20 protein-coding genes are annotated in these 20,343 nt (G+C 43.9%); 1 reads left to right on the top strand and 19 read right to left on the bottom strand.

Translation table 11 applies throughout. The features are described 5' to 3' along the window. The first annotated feature begins 1 nt into the window (after position 1). A complete protein-coding gene (locus D1155_RS02905) occupies positions 2 to 1,705 on the top strand; it encodes a sigma 54-interacting transcriptional regulator (protein WP_160200922.1) in 1,704 nt (567 codons plus the stop codon). 740 nt (positions 1,706 to 2,445) lie between these two features. Here D1155_RS02905 and D1155_RS02910 read toward each other — a convergent pair. From D1155_RS02910 to D1155_RS03000, 19 genes are all read right to left on the bottom strand, one after another. Further along, positions 2,446 to 3,807, bottom strand: a complete 1,362-nt coding sequence (locus tag D1155_RS02910) for an amidohydrolase family protein (protein WP_160200923.1) — start codon at positions 3,805 to 3,807, stop codon at positions 2,446 to 2,448. A 115-nt stretch (positions 3,808 to 3,922) separates the two neighbouring features. Continuing rightward, complete coding sequence (locus tag D1155_RS02915) at positions 3,923 to 4,168, bottom strand: hypothetical protein (protein WP_160200924.1); 246 nt, start codon at positions 4,166 to 4,168, stop codon at positions 3,923 to 3,925. 2 nt (positions 4,169 to 4,170) lie between these two features. Continuing rightward, positions 4,171 to 5,343 carry a M20 family metallopeptidase gene (locus tag D1155_RS02920; RefSeq protein WP_160200925.1) on the bottom strand — a complete coding sequence of 391 codons (1,173 nt, stop codon included), beginning with the start codon at positions 5,341 to 5,343 and terminating at the stop codon, positions 4,171 to 4,173. Between the two features lie 62 nt (positions 5,344 to 5,405). Further along, a complete protein-coding gene (locus D1155_RS02925; protein WP_160200926.1) occupies positions 5,406 to 6,803 on the bottom strand; it encodes an AbgT family transporter in 1,398 nt (465 codons plus the stop codon). Between the two features lie 158 nt (positions 6,804 to 6,961). Next, on the bottom strand, positions 6,962 to 8,374 hold the full coding sequence (locus D1155_RS02930; protein WP_160200927.1) for a transglutaminase-like domain-containing protein: 1,413 nt from the start codon (positions 8,372 to 8,374) through the stop codon (positions 6,962 to 6,964). Positions 8,375 to 8,613: 239 nt separating this feature from the next. Further along, positions 8,614 to 10,404, bottom strand: coding sequence for a phosphoenolpyruvate carboxykinase (GTP) (locus D1155_RS02935; RefSeq protein ID WP_275557657.1), 1,791 nt, complete (start codon positions 10,402 to 10,404; stop codon positions 8,614 to 8,616). A 150-nt stretch (positions 10,405 to 10,554) separates the two neighbouring features. After that, on the bottom strand, positions 10,555 to 11,106 hold the full coding sequence (locus tag D1155_RS02940; RefSeq protein WP_160200929.1) for a thiamine phosphate synthase: 552 nt from the start codon (positions 11,104 to 11,106) through the stop codon (positions 10,555 to 10,557). Further along, complete coding sequence (gene thiH / locus D1155_RS02945; RefSeq protein ID WP_160200930.1) at positions 11,099 to 12,352, bottom strand: 2-iminoacetate synthase ThiH; 1,254 nt, start codon at positions 12,350 to 12,352, stop codon at positions 11,099 to 11,101. The genes D1155_RS02940 and thiH overlap by 8 nt, the downstream gene beginning before the upstream one ends. A gap of 12 nt (positions 12,353 to 12,364) precedes the next feature. Continuing rightward, positions 12,365 to 13,138: a thiazole synthase gene (locus D1155_RS02950; protein WP_160200931.1), complete on the bottom strand. Its 774-nt coding sequence runs from the start codon at positions 13,136 to 13,138 to the stop codon at positions 12,365 to 12,367. A 15-nt stretch (positions 13,139 to 13,153) separates the two neighbouring features. Further along, a complete protein-coding gene (thiF, locus tag D1155_RS02955) occupies positions 13,154 to 13,804 on the bottom strand; it encodes a thiamine biosynthesis protein ThiF (RefSeq protein ID WP_160200932.1) in 651 nt (216 codons plus the stop codon). Beyond that, entirely contained in the window at positions 13,804 to 13,998 is a 195-nt protein-coding gene (gene thiS / locus D1155_RS02960) for a sulfur carrier protein ThiS (RefSeq protein ID WP_160200933.1), read from the bottom strand. Before thiS ends, thiF begins: the two co-directional genes overlap by 1 nt. A 641-nt stretch (positions 13,999 to 14,639) precedes the next feature. Then, entirely contained in the window at positions 14,640 to 15,020 is a 381-nt protein-coding gene (locus D1155_RS02965; protein WP_160200934.1) for a hypothetical protein, read from the bottom strand. Positions 15,021 to 15,089: 69 nt separating this feature from the next. Further along, the gene (locus D1155_RS02970; protein WP_160200935.1) at positions 15,090 to 15,707 is read right to left on the bottom strand and encodes a hypothetical protein; all 618 of its coding nucleotides are present in this window, start codon (positions 15,705 to 15,707) and stop codon (positions 15,090 to 15,092) included. Positions 15,708 to 15,793: 86 nt separating this feature from the next. Next, positions 15,794 to 16,138: a hypothetical protein gene (locus D1155_RS02975; RefSeq protein ID WP_160200936.1), complete on the bottom strand. Its 345-nt coding sequence runs from the start codon at positions 16,136 to 16,138 to the stop codon at positions 15,794 to 15,796. A gap of 194 nt (positions 16,139 to 16,332) precedes the next feature. Continuing rightward, positions 16,333 to 16,527, bottom strand: coding sequence for a hypothetical protein (locus D1155_RS02980; protein WP_160200937.1), 195 nt, complete (start codon positions 16,525 to 16,527; stop codon positions 16,333 to 16,335). After that, positions 16,520 to 16,849, bottom strand: a complete 330-nt coding sequence (locus D1155_RS02985) for a hypothetical protein (protein ID WP_160200938.1) — start codon at positions 16,847 to 16,849, stop codon at positions 16,520 to 16,522. Before D1155_RS02985 ends, D1155_RS02980 begins: the two co-directional genes overlap by 8 nt. Before the next feature lie 131 nt (positions 16,850 to 16,980). Next, positions 16,981 to 17,844: a hypothetical protein gene (locus D1155_RS02990; protein ID WP_207709509.1), complete on the bottom strand. Its 864-nt coding sequence runs from the start codon at positions 17,842 to 17,844 to the stop codon at positions 16,981 to 16,983. Between the two features lie 261 nt (positions 17,845 to 18,105). Beyond that, complete coding sequence (locus tag D1155_RS02995; protein WP_160200940.1) at positions 18,106 to 18,795, bottom strand: hypothetical protein; 690 nt, start codon at positions 18,793 to 18,795, stop codon at positions 18,106 to 18,108. A gap of 234 nt (positions 18,796 to 19,029) precedes the next feature. Next, positions 19,030 to 20,331 (bottom strand): GHKL domain-containing protein, encoded by a 1,302-nt coding sequence (locus tag D1155_RS03000; protein WP_160200941.1) that lies wholly within the window; start codon positions 20,329 to 20,331, stop codon positions 19,030 to 19,032. Positions 20,332 to 20,343 lie beyond the last annotated feature (12 nt).

Consider the following 20,343-nt stretch of genomic DNA (forward strand, 5'->3'; position numbering starts at 1 on the left):
TATGGCTTTCAAAACGAATCCCCGTCTGCTATTAGTTGCAGACCACTTCTTCACATTACGCACTTTAGAGGAACAACTTCGGTCTTTTCTTCCAAAAGAAGTTTCTATCACCTTATACAATGTCTCCGCAGGAGATTCTACTGTCCTTAGCGGACAGTACTTTGGTGTTTTTTCCGGCGAAAAAGTTTACCAGCAATTTCTTGACAGTGGGCTTTCGGATTATCTGGAAGAAACTTTAGTCGGCAGCCGTACCATTACCAGCCACAAGCTGGACAAGATTCTTTTCCTGCCTCGCGATCGGGAAATCCTCGTCGTCATGGAATCCCGCACTTCCGCCGAGGAAGTCATCAGCGATTTGCAGAGAAGCGGCTTTAACTTTTATCAGTTCGTACCATACTCACCAGACTGCGATTTTTCCGCAAAAGCAAGGCCTATCGCGATTACTGCCGATGCCATGATTCACGTGCCTGCCGGCGTTGAAAACGTCTACAATATCGGCGCAAAAATTTTCGATTTTTCCACCATCATACAAATTATGGATTCCTATCATTTGCTGGAATCCAACCTGCAATCCTACGCAAAGCAGTATCTGGACGACCTCTTAATCTTTGCAAGACGAATCTCCGATGCTGCCAACGAAGCGGGCAAAACTTCCAAGGCAGTGCGCACCGCTCTTTGCGGACCTAATTGCTATGCAAAATATAAATTCCGAGACATTATTGGGCAAAGTCCTTGCATTTCCAAGGTGAAATCTACCGCCGAAAAAATTGCTGCCACAGATATGTCTGTTCTCATTGAGGGCGACAGCGGGACCGGAAAGTCTATCTTTGCAAGCGCAATTCACCACGCTTCCGCAAGACAAGGTGCACCTTTTGTTTCCATCAACTTTGCTGCGCTGTCTGACGCCCAAATCGAGACAGAACTTTTTGGCTGCGAAGAAGACGGCACAATCGGGCTTTTTCAGCTGGCAGAAGGCGGCAGCATTTTCCTCGATGAAATAGACGAAGCCTCCCTGAAAGTGCAAGCCCAGATTCTTCAAATCATGCAGACTGGCGAAATCATAAAAACCGGCGGCAAGCGTCACTTCCCCGTCGACGTCCGTATCATTGCCGCCACCAATTGCAACTTAGAAGAAATGACTGCAGAAAAAACTTTTCGTAAAGATTTGTTCTACCGCTTAAAAGAAGGCTATCTTTATCTACCGCCCCTTTCTCAGCATAAGGAAGATATTCCCCTTCTCGTTACCCACTGGATGAACACCCTGTTCTGCATCAACAAGGAAATCACGCCTCTTGCCATGGAGGCTCTGATGCAAAGGGAGTGGCAGGGCAATATTCGCGAGCTTTTTGCCACCATTAAATTTACTCTTGCGGTCTGCGAAAGCGATACCATCACGCCCGAGGATTTTCCCTATGATAGTGCCTCCACTGCTGAAAGCGGATTCCACTTTGCTTCTGCTGAAAAAACTGATGATATCTCTAAGCTTATTTTGTCTGCCATTCGGGAAATTAACCAAAGAAGCGAAATTGCCGGCAGAAGCCGAATTTACTGGTTTCTCCATGATGCCGGCTACGGCATATCCGAATACAAAATCCGCAAATATATTTCCATGCTAGCTGAGCAGGGGCTAATTTCTGCAACCCATGGAAAGTACGGCATGTCCCTGACCGACAAGGGGCTGATGATTTTAGAAAGCCGAAAATAGATTTAGTGTTGTCTTGGTGCCCGCTATGCATATTTCTTGAAAAAGCATCAAAAATATGCACACATTCCTGCATATTTTTCTAAAAAACTCAAAATTTACGCACAAAAAACGCTATCAGACAGGTTTCCAACCCGGACTGGCAGCATTGCCTGCCTGCCGTTTAAAATACCTTTCGGATTGCCACAACCAGTCCTGCACGACCATTTCCATCATCGTTTTGATAAATGCTTATTCGTTACGTTGATAATTATCAAGCATGCTGCTGTGAAATACGTTGTAACGATGGCGGGAAACTTCCATTTTTAATTTACCAATACGGGTGGTAATGTATTTTGGGGCGGATTCCGTTTCCATAATCAGTGCGTTCAGTACTTCTCATAGGTGCCGGCTTGTAATTTTTCAGCAGATTCTGCTTGAAGAAACTGGTTAAGTAAACATTCCATAAGTTCTCCAAAAGCTTCTTCTCTACTAAAAAAAAGACCTACAAAAACTCCTGATTTAGTGCAAAATTAAGTTGAGCCATATTGAACCTCCATTTAGTTATTCGTGTTTTGTTTTTTATATTTTAACCGAATGGTGAACACTTGTGGCTCTTTTTTATTTTTCTAATTTACACCAGTTTACAGACTTAATCCCTTTATTCTATCCCTTCTTTCCAAATTTACACAAATAAAAATCCGCCCCTTTCATCGCATATAACGCTAAAAAGGGGCAGATTACATGAATACCCTATATTTTTATCAATGCTTTTGATAGCTGATAAATGTACCTAGTCTGTCGTTTACAACCATTTTATGATCCACTGCTTTCTCTCCATTGATAAATACGTATTCGATGCCTTCCGGCAAAATATTCAAATCAGAAAAAGTAGCGCCGTCTTTGACGGTATCCGGATTAAATATTGTCAAATCTGCATCACAGCCGATTTCGATTCTCCCTTTATTATCCAGATTCAATCGCTTTGCCGGCTCTAAGGTCATCTTTCGAATAGCATCAATCATCGGCAGAACTTTGTCTTCTCTGACATACTTTCCGAGCACTCTCGGAAATGTGCCAGCAGCTCTTGGATGACCATTGCCGTTATTGATAATGCCGTCACTGCCCACCATTCCATTTTTATTGGCGATGGCGCCGGCAATTTCCTCTTCGTTCATGACAAATGCAACCGCAAGCATGTCAGGGTATTCTTCCCGGACTTTTTCAAAGGTCTCTTTATCACAGCGAACATCCTTGTAAGGATCGTCCGTTAGAAGTATGTCACTGTAATCCTTATGCCAGCCTTCAATGCAGCCGTCCTCAAAAACAGCAGATCCCATATGGGTAGAAAAGGCATTATACGGATAAGTATCATAATCCAGCCTCGGGTTCCTCTCCATTGCCTGGTTAATAGCATCCAATGATTCCTGCATCAACCCCATGGCGGAACAACTGGACAAATGAGAGATCTGGAATTTCATCGGAATCGCATCTGCAATTTTAATCATCTCGTAAATCGGTTCGATATCCCGCAGACAATCCTCCCTGTAGTGGGCAGATACCAGCAGGTTCGGATCATCGGTACAACCGATAGCATACAGAACTTCCTCGGTTGTAATGCCGGGATCGTATTCAATACCAAAAGAAATACCGTATGCGCCATGGCTTAGTTCTCTTCTAAGTAAGGTTCTGATCTGCTCTCTCTGCTCCTTTGTCGCAGCCTCATATCTTCCGACATTCAGCTGATAGCGGAAGGTATTATACCCTGCCAGCATAATATAATTAATCGGACACCCGCCCAGTCTATCGATAACTTCTTTAAAGTAGGCCAAGTCCTGCTTCTGCATACCGCAGTTACCGCCTACCGCCGTGGTGACTCCCATATTCAGCATCATCTGTGCAATGACATAGGTTTCCCCTTCTTGCTTAAAATCCTCCTCGTGCATATGAATATCTATAAAACCAGGAGAAACTACACTTCCAGAAGCATCGATAACATTGGCAGCTTCCGGACACGCAGATCCGATATAGGTAATCTTACCGTCAGCAACACCAATATTGCTTTTTCTCATCTCTCCGGTCGCAAAATCCGGATACTGTCCATTCTTTATCAGTAAGTCCAACATGCGCAAGCACCTCCTATGAATTTTTTTAGATTTAAAGTGTACGCCTTTATAACCTTTATACAACTTTTCTATCGTCATGCAATTGGTTTTATTTTCATCCAGTATTTTTTCAAGTTTACTGACCGCTGCGATGCTCCTGAATAGACAACACCAGGCAGATGACGATGTATATGCCTGCGAAGGGTATAGTCAATGTACAAAGAAGACCATACCAAGTCAAACTGTGTATCGCAAACATGTTGATGATCATAGTAATACCGGCAGATACAAAAAATGCCGCCTTGTTAAATCCTCTCTTAATTGCTGCAATAAAAGCGATTAGAGCCAGTGCCGGCGGCAAAAAGAACAATACATAGCCCATATTTACTTCTCCGCAAAATCCGCTTTCATAGCGTTCAGCTTTTCTTCATCACTGAAAATCTTTGCGATCTGCAGTGTGATAATTTTAGCTCCAACTACAAGACCCTGATGGGCTCGCTCACTTTTCATTGCCTCTGCAAATTCTCTGGTATGAATCGGAATATTTTCATCAACAATCTGCAGACAAGGATGGAAACCCGGGCAGGCAAAGCTGACATTTCCAGCATCGGAGGATCCGAAGATTTTATCGTGGTCTCCGTTTACTTCAATTCCCAGCTCATCATAGATTTCAGCCAGAGCCGCTGCGCCGGTAGGATTTGGTTTCATATTATCATAGATGGCTGCCGTAGGATATTTTTCCCAGGTTGTCTGGGTCGCAATAGCCGCCCCTGCAGCACAATCGTCTACCTTATCGATCAGCTTTTTCAGATAATGCTTATCCAGGGCACGAATATAAAATTCTGCTGTAACCTCTTCCGGAACAATATTCGGCGCTTCTCCTCCGTTTCTAATGATGCCGTGAAACTGCGCATCCGGTGTACTATGCTGACGCAGCATATCTACTGCGTGGAACATCAGCTGCGCTGCATTAAACGCATTTTGTCCCTCCCACGGTGCTGCTGAAGCGTGAGCTGCTTTGCCATGGAAACAGTACATGTAAGCTGCCAAGCCCTGTAATTTTGGTGTCAGCAGGCTGGTATTGTACAGATGTACCATAATTGCCATATCGTACCCATCAAAAACACCATCTTCTGCCATCTGACACTTAGCCCCGTCTGTTTCCTCCACAGGTGTGCCAATAATATGAATATCCGTGTCCAGCTCATCTTGCATCTCTTTCGTTGCCAGACCTGCAAGAATGCTAATCGAACCTGACAGGCAGTGTCCGCAGGCGTGTCCTATCTCAGGCAGAGCATCGTATTCAGTCAGAATTGCTACCTTATGCTTATGCTGGTTCTCCCCATAAATTCCCTTAAAAGCGGTATCACGCCCGGCGAAGGGATATTCCACCTGATAACCGTGAGATTGCAATAGTTTGACGATTTTCTTAGAAGTTTCATATTCCTCTCCGGAAATTTCAGGATTGTCAGCGATATTGTCATTCAGTGCGGTCAATTCTTCTCTATATTTTTCAATTTCAGAAAAAATTCTCTCTTTTAATTCACTGTAATTCATTTTATCTCCTCTTAGGAAAAAGGGCATATCATCCAATATGCCCTTTCTTCTGTAAACATTTTTTAAAATGGTCCTAACTGCATTGCCTGTGCAATGACGATAAAAATTGCACCTAACAGATATTCTAATCCAATTAAAGGCAGAATCCACTTAGCCCATTTGCTCCAAGGCACTTTTGCAATAGCCAGTCCAGCCATAAAATAGCCGGAGGTTGGTGTGAAGATATTAGAGATACCATCACCCATCTGGAATGCGAGGCAAGCAGTCTGTCTTGTTACGCCTACCAGATCACCCAAAGGAGCCATAATCGGCATAGAAACAGCAGCCTGTCCGGAACCTGAAGGAACAATGAAGTTGAGTAGGCACTGGAAAATGTACATTCCGACAGCAGATACCATCGAAGGTAGTTTGCTCAGTCCAGAAGCAGCAGCCTGCAGAATCGTATGTAAAATCTGTCCATCATTCATCACGACCAAAATACCTCTTGCAAAGCCTACAACCAGTGCGCCGGAAGCGATGTCAGCCATGCCTTTTCCCAGTACATTTGCATAGTTGTTGAATCCCATTCTTGCAATTGTCGCAACAATGAAAGACATGCACAGGAACAGCGCTGCAATCTCGTCCATATACCAACCATACTGAATGACACAGTAGACTAATATGATAATAGAAGCGACAAAAACAATCAAAATTGCTTTTTCCTTTCCGCCAAATTCCGGTAAGGAATCGAGATCTACAGATTCCTCTCTGGTTTTGTCAAATTCATGCATGTTGGAGAGCTGCGGATTCTTCTTAATCTTCAATGCATATCTCATAACGAATGTGACTGCCAGCAATACGAAGCAGATGTATAGAACTACTCTGAAACCCATAGCTGAAAGCGGCGGCAGGCCTGCGATACCCTGTGCAACCTGAATCGTAAACGGATTCATGAAGGCACCTGCAAATCCTGCACCGGCACCACACAGCACGATAGCCGCACCTGTGATAGAGTCAAATCCCATGGCAATACACAGTGATACGAAGATCGGAATAAACGGGATGGTCTCTTCTGCCATACCGAATACGGATCCGCAGATGGAGAACAGAACCATAATAATCGGGATGATTATAATAGACTTGTCCTTCAGCGCCTTGATCAATCTTCCCATGCCGGCTTCAATCGCTCTGGTTTCTTGTACTACAGCCATAGTTCCACCAACAATAAAGATGAAGAAGATGATCTGTGCAGACTCCTGCATACCGCGGGGTACTGCGGTCAAGAACTGCAAAAAGCTCACTGGTGTCGAATCGACATTGTGAAAAGTCTCTGCATTGACAACTTCTCTTCCGTCTTCCAGTGTCATCATGTCATATGATCCTGCTGGTATAATATACGTAAGGATACTGCATAACAAAATAAGTGCTAGCAGCAGGATGTATACATGAGGCACCGCAAATTTCTTTTTCTTTTGTTCCATTAGTTTACCTCCTTATAAAATTTATATATATTATACCCCCTCCCGACATATTTTTTCAAGTGGTTTTTAAGATATTAGGCATCTTTAATCAAAAGCTAAAACTGCATGAGCGGTAATTTACCGTCCATGCAGTTTTCAAATAATCTATAACAACGTATTTATTTTATCCTATGAATATCAATTTCCTCGTAATCACAGCCCCAGTCGCTTCCGTACAAACCGCGATCTTCGTATTCCAGCTCTCCGCACTGATTGTCGCAAGGATCTTCTCTAGGGAATTTCTTCACTGGCACCATTTCCGCCTGGAAAGAATCATTAATCGGCACTCTGAACGGATCAACATTTCCAAAGAAATAATCCCAGCGCTTCGTCTTGCCTTTTTTGTAGGCACTCCCGCCGTAGGACAGGTCTGCACCCAGCCAGCCTTTGGACGGCAGATAGAACAGCGCCCAGTCATGCTGGCCTAAACTACCCGGTTTCGTGTCAAGCCCGGACTGCCATCTTGCCGGTATGCCGCAAATTCTGCAAAGTGTAATAAACAAAAGCGCCTGAATACCACAGTCACCGCGAAGATTCACTGCGCAGTATTCGCTAAGATTGTCGATTGCCGCATAATCTCTGACAAAGCGGTAGGTCACTTTGGTTGTCACATAATCATAAATGCGTCTTGCCGTTTTCAGCAGATCGCCCGAAGGATCTTTTAAACTCTCTGCCAGGCCTCTCAGATACGGTGTGAACTGAATGTGCGCCAGCTGCTCGCAGAGATACTGGGCTTCCTCTGCTGGAATGTCGCCTTTCTCCTCACCCAGTTTCTCAATGGCTTCCCAGGAAAGGTCTACAAAATGCGTCACATGATCCAAGCTATACTCCACAGAAAATACCTGACCGGCTTTCGCTTTTTCCTCAAAGTATGCAACGGGGTGACCGTCTTCCAGAGAAGGCATTGCCTTCGGCTGCGGTGTTACGCTTATCACTTTCACATTTTTCATCTGCTGTCGTTCCACAGGAAGCGGCACGTGAATGCGCACAGGCTTTCCTTCTTCCAAGGCATCTTCATTAATCCAGACCTTCTGGCGAATATGAATATGCGCTGAAGTTTCCTGTCCATCCACTAAATTCTCAACGAGCTGGTCAACAGCCTCCACTTCCTCGGCTCTCGCCGCCTGCTTTTCATAAGCGTCGCCCTTTTCCCGAGCCTCACGCTCTTCCATTTCAGGATATACCTTAAAAAGCGTACTGCAGAAGCTTCTCAAGTAGCGCACTTCTCCATTCAAATAAATAAAATCCACTTTATTCTCAAGGCGCAGCTCATCAAGTTCCTCCGCAGTAAAAGATGGAATCCTCTCCTGCACCATTGCTAGCGCTTCCGCTTCCGTTCTGTTGTAACACTTTTCCAGATGTTCTAGATTGGTCAGTTCCAACTCCAGCCGGCAGCGCATATCATAAGTCAGTTCTCCCGCCAAACGTCTTGCAATAATTTCTCTCACGCGATCAAAATGACCGCTCCACTTCTCTTTTAAAATATCCTCCGGCAAAGCTACTGCCAGATACTTCAGATCCTCGTGTTTCATTTCGTACTCAAAATGCCTCCTACTTCTTTCATGGGGTAACAAATTAAATACAGTATACCATACTTCTAAAAAATTCCTAGCAAAAGTTTTAAAAACATTCCTTCCCATGAATGCCGGGAAGCTACTGCAAAATGAATTTCGTTGCTTCCGCACCATTTATAGTAAATTAGCCTTAAATGGTGCACATACAAACGAGGCTGCCTCATTTTTCCTTGAGACAGCCTCGTAAATTTTTCTTTTTATGAGATCTGCGCCTTCAGCCTGTCGAGGTTTTCGGTAATTTCCTCAGGCAGCCATTCAAACTGACTGTAAAATTCTTCAATTCCTGCGATTTCCTCTTTCCAGATCTCCTTGTCTACGCGAAGGAGTTTCCCCAGTACTTCTGGCTCAATATCCAGTTCATTGGTATCGATATCTTCTGCCTTTGGTTCATAACCAAGCGGAGTTTCCACCGCGTCAACACTTCCCTCGCAGCGGTTCAGCATCCACAGGATAACCCTCAGGTTATCACCGAACCCAGGCCACATAAACTCATCGTTTTCGTCAGTTCTGAACCAGTTTACATGGAAAATCTGCGGTGGATTGGTCATCTTTTTACCCATGTCAATCCAGTGCTGGAAGTACTCTGCCATGTTGTATCCGCAGAACGGCAGCATTGCCATCGGATCATGACGCACTACGCCAACTTTTCCATTGGCAGCAGCGGTTGTTTCTGATGCCATAGCAGAACCGATAAATACGCCGTGGTTCCAGTCTCTTGCCTGGTAAACAAGCGGCTCAGCCTTTGCTCTTCTTCCACCGAAGATAATTGCGGAAATAGGCACGCCTTCTCCTGTTGCAAATTCATCAGCGATGGTCGGGCAGTTTGCTGCCGGCGCTGTAAATCTGGAATTTGGATGTGCGCCCTTTTCTTCGGAAGTCTTTCCGTTCCAAGGATTGCCCAGCCAATCTTCACCGTTTTCTGGAGGATTCTTGTCGAGTTTTTCCCACCATACGGTATTATCATCTAAGTTTCTCGCCACGTTAGTAAAGATGGTATTTTTATGTGTGGTTCTAAGTGCATTCGGGTTGGACTTTTCGTTAGTCCCCGGCGCAACACCAAAGAAACCGTTTTCTGGATTAACTGCATACAGTCTTCCATCATCACCGATACGCAGCCATGAAATATCATCGCCAACGGTAGAAATCTTGTATCCTTTTTTCTTAAAATAGTCAGGCGGCGTCAACATTGCCAGGTTGGTCTTTCCGCAAGCGCTTGGGAATGCGCCGCAAACATATTTCGCTTCGCCCTCTTTGTTCTCAATCTTCAGAATCAGCATATGTTCTGCCATCCAGCCTTCCTGTTTTCCAAGGTAAGAACCGATGCGCAGCGCCAGGCATTTTTTGCCAAGCAGCACGTTTCCGCCATAAGCTGAGTTGATAGACCAAATTGTATTGTCTTCAGGGAAATGTGCAATGTACTTTTCCTGTTCATTAATCTGTGCTTTGGAGTGCAGACATTTTGTGAAGTCTGCGCCTTCGTTGAGCAAATCAATTACCTTCTGATTTACATGGGTCATAATCGCCATGCTCAGTACTACATAAATAGAATCGGTCAGTTCGATACCGATCTTAGCAAATTCTGTTCCCGGTACGCCCATGGAAAACGGAATGGCATACATAGTTCTGCCTTTCATGCAGCCGTCAAAGAGTTTGCTCATCTTCGCATACATCTCTTCCGGTGCAACCCAGTTGTTAGTAGGGCCAGCATCTTCTTTTCTGCTGGTGCAGATTACCGTTCTCTTTTCATCTCTTGCAACGTCTTTGGGATTAGTGCGGTAGTAGAGGCAGCCAGGCAATTTTTCCTGATTCAGCTCAATCATCTCACCGGTTGCAAGGGATAATTTTCTAATTTCATCAAGCTGTTCCTTGCTCCCGTCAATCCAGACAACCTCATCCGGTTTGGTTAATTCCGCCATTTCTTTTACCCAATCGTTTACCAATTGGTTGGTTACCATAGTCATAAAGTTTTTCTCCTTTTCTCTTTTTATAACTTAGGCCGCTTCGGCGGAAGCAGTCTATTCAATTTAGCGATACACGCTTGAATTTGTGTATACAAATTCATTCTATACCAATTATACTGGTTTGTCACGCACATATTTCTTTTTTCGGCAAAATATTTGCGGTGAATTTTTTCCACTTTACTCCATCTCCATAAATCCGCTCATCATGCAGACACCCGCCGCACCGGCTTCCACGCACAAAGGGGAATTTTCCCCATTCACGCCGCCAATGGCATAAACAGGAATCGATACGCTGGCGCAGATTTCTTTCAGGGCAGCCAGACCCCGCGGCGGCAGACCCGGCTTACAGTCCGTTTCAAAAATATGACCAAAAATGACAAAGCTTGCGCCCAGTGCTTCTGCAGTCTTTGCTTCCTGCAGACTGTGTACTGACACCCCGAATATGCCGGCAGTGCCCACCTCCTTCTCACAGAATGCAGCAAAAGACAGCTGCTGCCCATCCGGGTGCAGCTTTTCTGCAAGAGCTACTCGATTGTTGAAAAAACACGGTACGCCATGTTCTCTGCAAAGAGGCAGCACCTTCTGCGCCAGCTGCATGTATTCTGCGTCTGGCAGGTCCTTTTCTCTAAGAATCAGCGCCGCAGGCTTTGTTTCAAGTACTTTACTGATTTGGGTCAAAAAATCGCCATGTACCAAATGGCGATTTGTGATTACTATTTTTTTACACATAAATATATTCGTTGACTACCGGCTGCAGACCTTCTTTTTCAATGTCCCGATACATCTGCTCAAAACTTCTCTCATCTGCGATTTCAAACTGTTCGTCGCCGGTGTCACCTGCGTCCTTTCCGTCATATTTGCTCTCATGGTCTCCGATCCCGGTGGAAACGCCAGCGGAGACCTTTGTGGCGGCAATCTTTACAATGCCGTTGCGAAAATGTTCTTCCTCTCTCGTGGACACGGTAATTCCCACATAAGGCAGGAAGATCCGATACGCGCACAGTACCTGACAAAGCTGCCGCTCGCCCACGTCAAGCGGGTTGATTTTGTCGTTGTTTACGATAGGGCGGAGCCGCGGACAGGACAGCGAAAATTCCCCATGGGGATACTTTCTCTGCAAATAGTAAACATGTAGCGCCGATGCCAAAGCGTCTTTTCTGAAGTCAGAAAGTCCGAGAAGTGCTGACATGGCAACGCCTCGCACGCCTCCCATCAGCGCTCGCTCCTGCGCTTCAAAACGGTACGGGAACACCCGCTTATGCCCCATCAAATGCAGTGTTTCGTACTTGTCAGCGTTATAGGTCTCTTGAAAAACCGTCACATAGTCTACACCGCACTCATGAAGATAGCGGTACTCAGCCACATTGACAGGATAAATTTCAATTCCGATATTGCGGAAATATTTTCGGGCAATTTTAACCGCCTCGCCGATGTATTCCACACTGCTGACCTTGCGGCTCTCCCCGGTCAAAATCAGGATTTCCTCCATGCCGGAATCTGCGATTATCCGCATCTCCTTTTCAATCTCTTCCGGAGAAAGTTTTTTCCGCCGAATATCGTTATAACAGTTAAAACCGCAGTAAATACAGTAGTTCTCGCAATAGTTGGCGATATAAATCGGCGTAAAAAAGTACACGGTATTGCCGAAGTGTTTACCGGTTTCAATTTTGGCTTTTTCTGCCATCTGTTCCAGATACGGCTGTGCTGCTGGAGAAAGGAGTGCCTTAAAATCCTCCACCGAGCAGGTATTGGCCGCCAGCGCCCGTTTTACGTCAACCTCTGTGTAGCGTTCGTAGTCGTAGGTGTGCATCTGGCTAAGCACCTTCTCCATCACGTCAGAGTCAATCTGCTCCATGCCTTCCATATATTCCATGTGGTTGGTTCTCGCCGACGGATCTTCCTCAATCTGGTGTTTCCGCGCCAGCGCCTTTGGACTCAACTTCTCCGAGTCCACAAAAAACTGATTTTCTTTCATGGGATTTTCCTCCTAATCTCTCAAAAATCCAGTCAATGGGTCGGATGCACTGGCGCCGCGTTCCAACACTCTGCCAAGACCTGACAAATGTGCGCTTCTTCCCGCTTCGATGGCTTTTCGAAAGGCCGACGCCATGGCTGGAATATCGCCTGCCGTCGCAATGGCGGTGTTTGCCATCACTGCCGCCGCTCCCATTTCCATCACTTCGCATGCCTGGGAAGGTTTACCGATTCCCGCGTCCACAATAATCGGCAGGTCAATCTCATCAATGAGAATCTGCAGAAACTCTCTAGTTGCTAAGCCCTTGTTGGAACCGATTGGCGCCGCAAGCGGCATCACGGCAGCCGCACCGGCGCTGACTAAATCTCTTGCCGTATAGAGGTCGGGATACATGTACGGCATTACGATAAACCCTTCTTTTGCCAGAATCTCTGTCGCTTTCACCGTCTCCACATTGTCCGGCAGCAGATATTTGCTGTCCTTCATGATTTCGATTTTTACAAAATCACCGCAGCCCAATTCTCTTCCCATGCGGGCAATTCGCACCGCTTCTTCCGCAGTTCTTGCACCGCTGGTGTTTGGCAGCAGGGTCACATGTTCCGGAATAAAGTCCAGTATATTTTCGCTCTGCTTTGTGTTAGTTCTGCGCACCGCAAGGGTGATAATTTCAGCACCTGCCTGCTCCACTGCCGCATTAATCAACTCCATAGAGTACTTGCCGGAGCCCAAAATAAATCTGGAAGAAAACTCTCTTCCGCCTAAGCTCCACGTGTCTTTCTTTTCCATATTGTTCCTCCTATTCTATACCTCTTCGTCCAGAATCAATCTGATTATCATATTCGCCTGGTGCGCCGCACAGATCATGACTCGCGGCGCCATCAGTCCCCAGCCCTCTCTGATTTCCGAAACGCCGTCACCGCAGAGATAGTAGTGCTCTGTGATTTTTCTCGTTCGAATTGCATTACTGTCGCTGTATCCCGCCATGCCGGAGCCGCCTACCAGATATTTCCCCGGTAATTCTGTCAGTACGCAGTTGGTCAGCATAGCTTTTTGTTCCGCGCTGTCAAAGGCTTCGCAGATATATGTATCTTCTGCCAGCAGCTGTGGAATGTTCTCCTCTGTCAGCTTTATAAAATCGGTAATAAACTTTGCATAAGGAGAAAATCTCCTGATTTCCTCTGCCAGTGCCTCCGGCTTAGGCTGTCCCAGCTGGCTGACCGCATACTGCTGTCTGTTTAAATTTGACAAATCCACCCTATCAAAATCAATGAGATGAAGCTGCCCGATACCGCTTCGCGCCAGCGCAATGGCAATCGCAGAGCCAAGTCCTCCAAGCCCGCAAACAGCAACCTTTGCAGCCGCCAACTTATCCTGCACAGCCTTCGTATGACGAAGTTCCAGACACTTTCTGATTTCTTCTTCTGCCGGTAAAATTCCGCTCCTTTCTGCCATCAGCCACCTCCTACAAAACTTACAATTTCTATCTTATCGCCATCCGTCAGAATGGTTTCTTCATACCTCGCCTTTGGCACAATTTTTCCGTTGCGCTCCACCGCAATGCGCATGCGGGGATAATCATTTTCATCAATGTACGCCGCCAGACTTTTTCCTGCGGCGTTGACATCAATACCGTTGATTCTTACCATATCGGTCTCCTTTCTGATTTTCTTCACTTTGTACTAAGCCGTCTTAACCTAAATTCCAAAAAATCCTTTTTTATGTATAAAAGAAACGTCAAAACTTAACCAAAATTAATAAAATCGCTAAAAAATGTATAACGCACTCCTGCTTTTCATATGATGAAGCTTAAAAATCCTGCAATTTTCATTGAATTACACCGACTACAGCTTTGGTTTCCCTCTTATAGCGACAATTTTGCTAAAATTTTTATACACTTTTTTCAAAAAAGCGCTTTTTAAGTTAAGTTCGCATCTTGCTTCTAAGATAAGCCCCTCCACCTTTTCCAGACGCAACGCTTCGGGTGGGTGCCCGGGTCCTCTGACAATAAAAAACCGCACGAAAGTTCACACCCGCGGTGGTGTGCCCCTTCGTGCGGCTATAGCCAACACTCTAGTTATATTTTACTGTGATTTTTATAGAAAGTCAAGATAGAGATTTGGTGAGCGATTAAATCATTGCTGCTAAATTCATTTACACATATCACAAAATAATCCGCCATGTTTTTTTGAAATTCAGATATTCTTGCACCCCCTCTTAAAAATCTGTATTTATTTTTCTAAACAATCCCTTTTGCGTCAACTATGGCATTGATTCCATTTTCAATCGCCTACCATAAAAGGAAATGCTGTACTTCGATTACATTAGCCTCGGTAATCCGTTTCTCCGCATAGTCAATCACATCATGCCAAAACGCTTCTTCCTCCGGTGCAAACTTTTCCGTTGGATAATCCTTTATTTGCCATTCAAAAGTCCGGTTTCGATTTTTATTATATCTGATAGAAAGAATAATGCTGTGATCCTCTTCATTTGCTATACCGCCGACCAGCTTCTTGTTCGTCCGCAAACTAAAAACTTCGCCTTTTTCGAGTTTTCCCAGTTCTTTTTCTTTTACCGTTTCTTTCCAGAATATGTCATATGCCGCAAAAGCTGACGCGAACAGGGAAACGATGATTAATACAGCAAACATAGATGTGGTGCTTTTGTTCATAGGATTCGTCCTCCTTTACCGAATCTCCGATCTTTTCATATACTTCCTGTCACATGCCTAAAAAACACACTACGAAGTATGAATTTTGTGGGAAAATTTCACCCGGTTGGGCCACTCTTTCAAATGCTCCGGCATGAATACGATATCGCTGTAGCATGCATCTATCCTATTCATTGCCTCTTTATAATTGCTTACACCGGTGACAATCATGTATCCGGTACGCTCCTCTATCCCATCATAGATACCATATCCATTTTCCACATAATCCGGCACCTCTATGCAGATTTTGCGAAGGAATCGTTTGGACAAAAGCCGTCCCGACTCATATGCGCCTAACTCATTGCAGACTTGTGCGAATTCCCACGGATTTTCCTTTTCGTAAAATCGATAGCTCAGGTCTTCTTCATAATCCGCACCAATTGACAGATTGAAAGCGACCTGCTCGTTCTGTGTCATTTTATCATTGGAAAGGCGAAAATATCCCCAGTATTCATCTTCCTTTAGGAAATTAACGTAGTAGCTTCCGTCAAGTTCAATGGAAACCTCTTCACAAAATTCCGAGTCATCCATTTTTATCATAATACCGGTCAGTTCCTTGTGTACCGGCCATGGAACATTTAAAACCAGTAGGATTACCACAATGACAATCCAGGTTACCAGCGTTCCCCTGTTCGTTTTCTTCTTCATCTCTTTGCTTTCCCTATCACACTTTTACAATTTTCTTAAGGATATCGAAAACTCTTAGCGCCTAGCCCGTTCTTCAAGACAACCGGTCAAGCCTCACTCATTTCGTCAAAAGGCTCACATCTCAGCGCATAAGTAACGTGCTCTTCGTCATACCACAATTCAAACAAATATGTATAACCCGGGCTGATGGAAAAATGCTTTGAATCCTTTGTAATACTTTTTTCCTCCGCATTTTCCGGAAAGTCACCGTTTGAAAACCTTTTTACGATGATTCGCTCAGGCTGCTTCGGATAAATTACATTCAACGCAAGGCCAGTCGTTTCTTCTAAAACTATCGTCACCTTGCGATTGCTCGTATCAACTTCTACCGACTTTTCATACCCGTCGAAATCCCAGTCACAACCGCAAAACCGATTGTCCGGAACGTTCATTTCACCATCTACTGTAGTATATATGTATTCTACAGTAGGCCATTTTTATATTCCGGCTGTCTCGGGCTGATGAAAACGAAAAAGATAAATGTGCAAAAGTAGCAGAGACCCGATACAGCGGCAAAGAAATAGACGTTTTTCTTCTTAATCCAGTTTCTCCTTCTATGATTTTCTTATATAAATCTATTTATCTCTCAGCAAAAAAACTCAAGAATTCGCTCCTGCAAGCGCTCCAAATAGCCTCCCAACATGCTGTCATCATAATTTTTCCCCTGAGCACCGTAGCATTCCCACCATTTCAGCAAATCTTCATAAAAGAGCACTTGCTTGATTAAAATGATTACAAGAACCACAAGAATTATTTTTTTCAATGTGCTTCTTTTAATCATCACTGTCTCCCTCCTCAATTAACTCATTCATAAAATAGTTCAAATTCTCAGCCTGTACCATCGCTTTTCTCTCAAAGGCATCAATGGCATCTCTTGTTTTTACAATCTGTCCCTCTATCTTTCCCTGCATTACAAAAATTGCCACAATTGTAATTATAATCAGTGCGCTCCAGATATCGAATTCCAATTCTTTTATCCCTTTACGCAAATTTTCCCTAAAGGAATTTTTTCCGTCAGCAATTTTCTTGGCGGCAAATTCGTCTTTAATACGCTCCCCCTCAACATGGAAAAATTTTTTGTTTTCTGAGTGTTCCAATTTCATGACCGCATCTCCTTGATTTTCGTTTTAAGCAATTCTTTTTAAATATATAGGGGGTTTCATTAAAACCCCCCTGTATGTTTTATTATATGTTATTTAACATCAATCTTTGCTTTTCTTATTTTTGCAATGCTCTAAGAAATAACTTTTGGTGTACTATTTCCTTTTTTAGGACTCAACTTTTCAACTCCCGAGCTGAATTCAATTCCGACATTTATACCTGAACCAGATAATGCAAACGATGGAGATACTGATAGTACCGTATGCCCATAAGCTGCATAATAATAGAAAACTTTCCTTGAAAATACATCTGAAATCAAATTAAGAGAAACTTTTCCATTTTTAGCAAATAAATTTTCTTTCGAAATTCTTAACGGAAATGTATACCCTGCACCTGCTATCCCTCCTGAAGAGGTTGGATCTTTTCTTGTACCAGTAGTGGATTTTTCATAACTACCAGTCGTCATATCATAGTACTTAATTGTACTACTACGGGAAACGATTTCCCAGTCATTCCAACTTGCTGCAACTATATCCGTTGAGGTCGACATCGGAATCCCACTCCATGTCCATTCGTATGAAAAAGTCCCTCTTGAACGTTCTGTTTCCTTGTATCGAAAGTCAGTCTTTACGACATTTAAAGACAGTGTTGCTGAGAGTCCATACAATTCCGCTTCACTTCCTTTAAATGTTCTAATCATTTTTATTTGTTCTTCATCATACCCGAGATTAGTTAGCCCTTGATCCTCCAGTTTATCCAACTTTTCAAGATGCTTGGTATAATTTTCTTTGTAATCCTTGATTTCTACAATCTCAGATTTTGTGTAGCCTAGTTTAACAAGACTAAATTCACTTTCTTTAGCCAGCTCTTTCAGCATTGCATATTCATTACAAGTAGATGTTTCCACTGTATGACCTAATTTGCCCGTTGTGTCATTCGATGTCTCCGCAAACGCTGCCGTTCCCATTCCCAAAACCAAAGACAATGCTAATATCATTCATAAAAATTTTCTGATGCCGTTCTCCTTTCGATTCCTAATCAAAGTCTCTCAAGTCTTGCTTTTTCATCAAATTTATCGTATAATTTTTCCATAGAGTTTTCCTAAATAACTTAAATTGGGCTCCTAATCCATCTTGCTATTTTAGAAAACTCTTTTTCTTTGCAGGTTTTCATCTGCCTATCCGCTTCCCTGAAGATTTCTCAATTTTCCCGCCTACTTTCGCTAGATTTCTCTATTTCCCAATACCCTCATTCTTCCTTATGAGGTCTTCGTCAAATTCCAGGAATGTCCCACCTTGACCTGTTTATCGGTCTTGTTCTGCGCCAGGTATTTAACACTGGTATTCATCTTGTATTTGGCGGTTGTCATACCTGCTTTGCAAGTGAAATTGCAGTACATGCTGACTGAGGAACCTACGCTTCTCGCTGTGCTGGTGGTGACAACCGGCGTTCCTGCATTAACAATATAACCCACTGGTGCATCTTTCACATCCTTGCCAAAGTTCTCATCAATCCCATTTGCAGACAATATATAATGATTTTCTAATCCCAAAGTAACACTAGCTCCTCCAACTGTCACCGTCGCCTTTCCTGTAAAGTAGCGATTTCCATAGTCTTTCCACATCTCATTGCTGCCTGATGTCGCAAGAGGCATGACAGACGGGATTCCCACTGCGAGTTCACTTTGGTCTCTCAATTCTACAGTCAACGTGCAGTCATCGCCCATATCATACGCTTTCACCGCATATAAACTTCCATCGCTCATCGGGCACATCGCCATGTCCAGGTTTTCATCACCAAGCACATTCGCTGCTTCATCCAGCTTTTCAGACAAAAGTTCCTCCGCTTCCTGCTTTGAAATGGAAACACTTCCTGCAGCGTCCTGTTCTCCACTCGTATTACCTACGGGGACGGATACTGCAAATGCCGGCATAATTGCTATTGTCATAATTAATGATAATCCTAATATTGTGCATAATAATTTCTTTTTCATCTTTTGCCTTTCTTTCAATTTTGTTTTTTATTCTGTGTTTCTTTATGTCTCAAGTATAAAATCATGTCAACAAAATTGCAAGAACTTTCGGATAACTGGTCATTTTTTCGGTCAACTGGTCAAATTTTCCAGTTTATGTCAAAATTTTAAGGCAATCAGGTGGTTTTCCCAATTGCCTTTCGTCCTTTTCTATTCTTTCTTTTTTCCTCGAATCAGAATATTTGCCGTAACATATCCCTCTTCCTCTAAATTCCATTCAACCATTCCACCACTTTTCCGCGCGGCGTCTGCCATATTTCTGGTTCCAATCCCATGATTCCTTTTATCGTCCTTAGTCGTTGCAAGTCCGTCTCCCTGCCGCTGCGGTTTCTGCAGCGTGCTGTTGCGAATGGAAATCGTAACAAAGTTTTCTCTATTCTCAACCTTTACAGAGATTTCTCCCTCCTTGCAAAGGCTTGCCGCTTCAAAAGCATTCTGCAGCCCATTGGTAAGAATGACACACAAATCCACCTCAGGGATATGCAGATGCTCCGGGAACTTTCCTTCCACGCTGATTTTCATCTTCTGTTTCCTGCAGGCATCCCCATATCTGTTCAGAATCGCATCACAGACCAAATGATTGGTTAAAAAGAAAGATTCACTCTTTATCTTTTCTCCGGCAATCTGCTCCAGATAAACCCGAACTCTGTCCATATCCGTTCCCTCAGCAATTTGCTGCAGCGTTGTAATCTGTTTGATGTAATCATGCCTGAACTTACGCAGCTCCTCATCCATCAGGCTCTGCCTGCTATACTGCTCCGTCTGCTCGGCGAGGCATTTCTGATTCAGTAAAAGCAGACGCTTCATCTCTCTCCGCTGAGACTGCATGCAGCAGGTGAGAATAAAAATAAAAAGGACTAAGACTCCTAAAAATCCGTCTCTAATTAAATTTTTTCCTTGAACAATTTCAGCAATATTTCCGGTAGTACTTGTGCTAAAAGACCAGCCAGTATTATTTATTCCCCAAATACAAACAAAAAAAGGAACAAACATCCACACATTCAAAAGCTCCATATGCGTGAAAATTCCTTCCTTCTTTCTCCTTAATATCAAGCTCAGCACACAGAGAGCCACCAGACACTCTGCAAGACCCAGATAATAACAAAGAGGTAGCTCAACTTTAATGACATCACCTTTGACTGCTACAATCCAGATTCCCATATTCAGCCTATACATGACCCAAACCATCTGCATCATACAGATTCCCGCTGCCAGATTGATTTTCCACTTGCCATGAAAGAAAAACGGCATCGCCGCTGCCGGAAACAGTATACTGCGCCAGATTAAATAAGTATAATCTTCCGGCAAGATAAACAGCATAGCACAGCGAACAAACAGAATCACCAAACCTACACAAAGAAACCGATTCTCTTCTCTAAACTCATAGCCAAGAACGCCTTTAAACAAAAGTAGTAAAACTAATACTTCCAGTAGCTGTGCAAGTGGTGTCATACCGTTTCCTCC

The sequence above is a fragment of the Anaerotruncus sp. 80 genome (assembly GCF_009936115.1).
GTDB lineage: Bacteria > Bacillota > Clostridia > Peptostreptococcales > Anaerovoracaceae > Senimuribacter > Senimuribacter intestinalis.

Bases quoted from the DNA above. Each gene is read 5' to 3' on its own strand.
- D1155_RS02905 (WP_160200922.1), top strand. From the start codon at position 2: ATGGCTTTCAAAACGAATCCCCGTCTGCTATTAGTTGCAGACCACTTC.
- D1155_RS02910 (WP_160200923.1), bottom strand. From the start codon at position 3,807: ATGTTGGACTTACTGATAAAGAATGGACAGTATCCGGATTTTGCGACC.
- D1155_RS02915 (WP_160200924.1), bottom strand. From the start codon at position 4,168: ATGGGCTATGTATTGTTCTTTTTGCCGCCGGCACTGGCTCTAATCGCT.
- D1155_RS02920 (WP_160200925.1), bottom strand. From the start codon at position 5,343: ATGAATTACAGTGAATTAAAAGAGAGAATTTTTTCTGAAATTGAAAAA.
- D1155_RS02925 (WP_160200926.1), bottom strand. From the start codon at position 6,803: ATGGAACAAAAGAAAAAGAAATTTGCGGTGCCTCATGTATACATCCTG.
- D1155_RS02930 (WP_160200927.1), bottom strand. From the start codon at position 8,374: ATGAAACACGAGGATCTGAAGTATCTGGCAGTAGCTTTGCCGGAGGAT.
- D1155_RS02940 (WP_160200929.1), bottom strand. From the start codon at position 11,106: ATGTGTAAAAAAATAGTAATCACAAATCGCCATTTGGTACATGGCGAT.
- thiH (WP_160200930.1), bottom strand. From the start codon at position 12,352: ATGAAAGAAAATCAGTTTTTTGTGGACTCGGAGAAGTTGAGTCCAAAG.
- D1155_RS02950 (WP_160200931.1), bottom strand. From the start codon at position 13,138: ATGGAAAAGAAAGACACGTGGAGCTTAGGCGGAAGAGAGTTTTCTTCC.
- thiF (WP_160200932.1), bottom strand. From the start codon at position 13,804: ATGGCAGAAAGGAGCGGAATTTTACCGGCAGAAGAAGAAATCAGAAAG.
- thiS (WP_160200933.1), bottom strand. From the start codon at position 13,998: ATGGTAAGAATCAACGGTATTGATGTCAACGCCGCAGGAAAAAGTCTG.
- D1155_RS02965 (WP_160200934.1), bottom strand. From the start codon at position 15,020: ATGAACAAAAGCACCACATCTATGTTTGCTGTATTAATCATCGTTTCC.
- D1155_RS02970 (WP_160200935.1), bottom strand. From the start codon at position 15,707: ATGAAGAAGAAAACGAACAGGGGAACGCTGGTAACCTGGATTGTCATT.
- D1155_RS02975 (WP_160200936.1), bottom strand. From the start codon at position 16,138: ATGAACGTTCCGGACAATCGGTTTTGCGGTTGTGACTGGGATTTCGAC.
- D1155_RS02980 (WP_160200937.1), bottom strand. From the start codon at position 16,527: ATGATTAAAAGAAGCACATTGAAAAAAATAATTCTTGTGGTTCTTGTA.
- D1155_RS02985 (WP_160200938.1), bottom strand. From the start codon at position 16,849: ATGAAATTGGAACACTCAGAAAACAAAAAATTTTTCCATGTTGAGGGG.
- D1155_RS02990 (WP_207709509.1), bottom strand. From the start codon at position 17,844: ATGATATTAGCATTGTCTTTGGTTTTGGGAATGGGAACGGCAGCGTTT.
- D1155_RS02995 (WP_160200940.1), bottom strand. From the start codon at position 18,795: ATGACAATAGCAATTATGCCGGCATTTGCAGTATCCGTCCCCGTAGGT.
- D1155_RS03000 (WP_160200941.1), bottom strand. From the start codon at position 20,331: ATGACACCACTTGCACAGCTACTGGAAGTATTAGTTTTACTACTTTTG.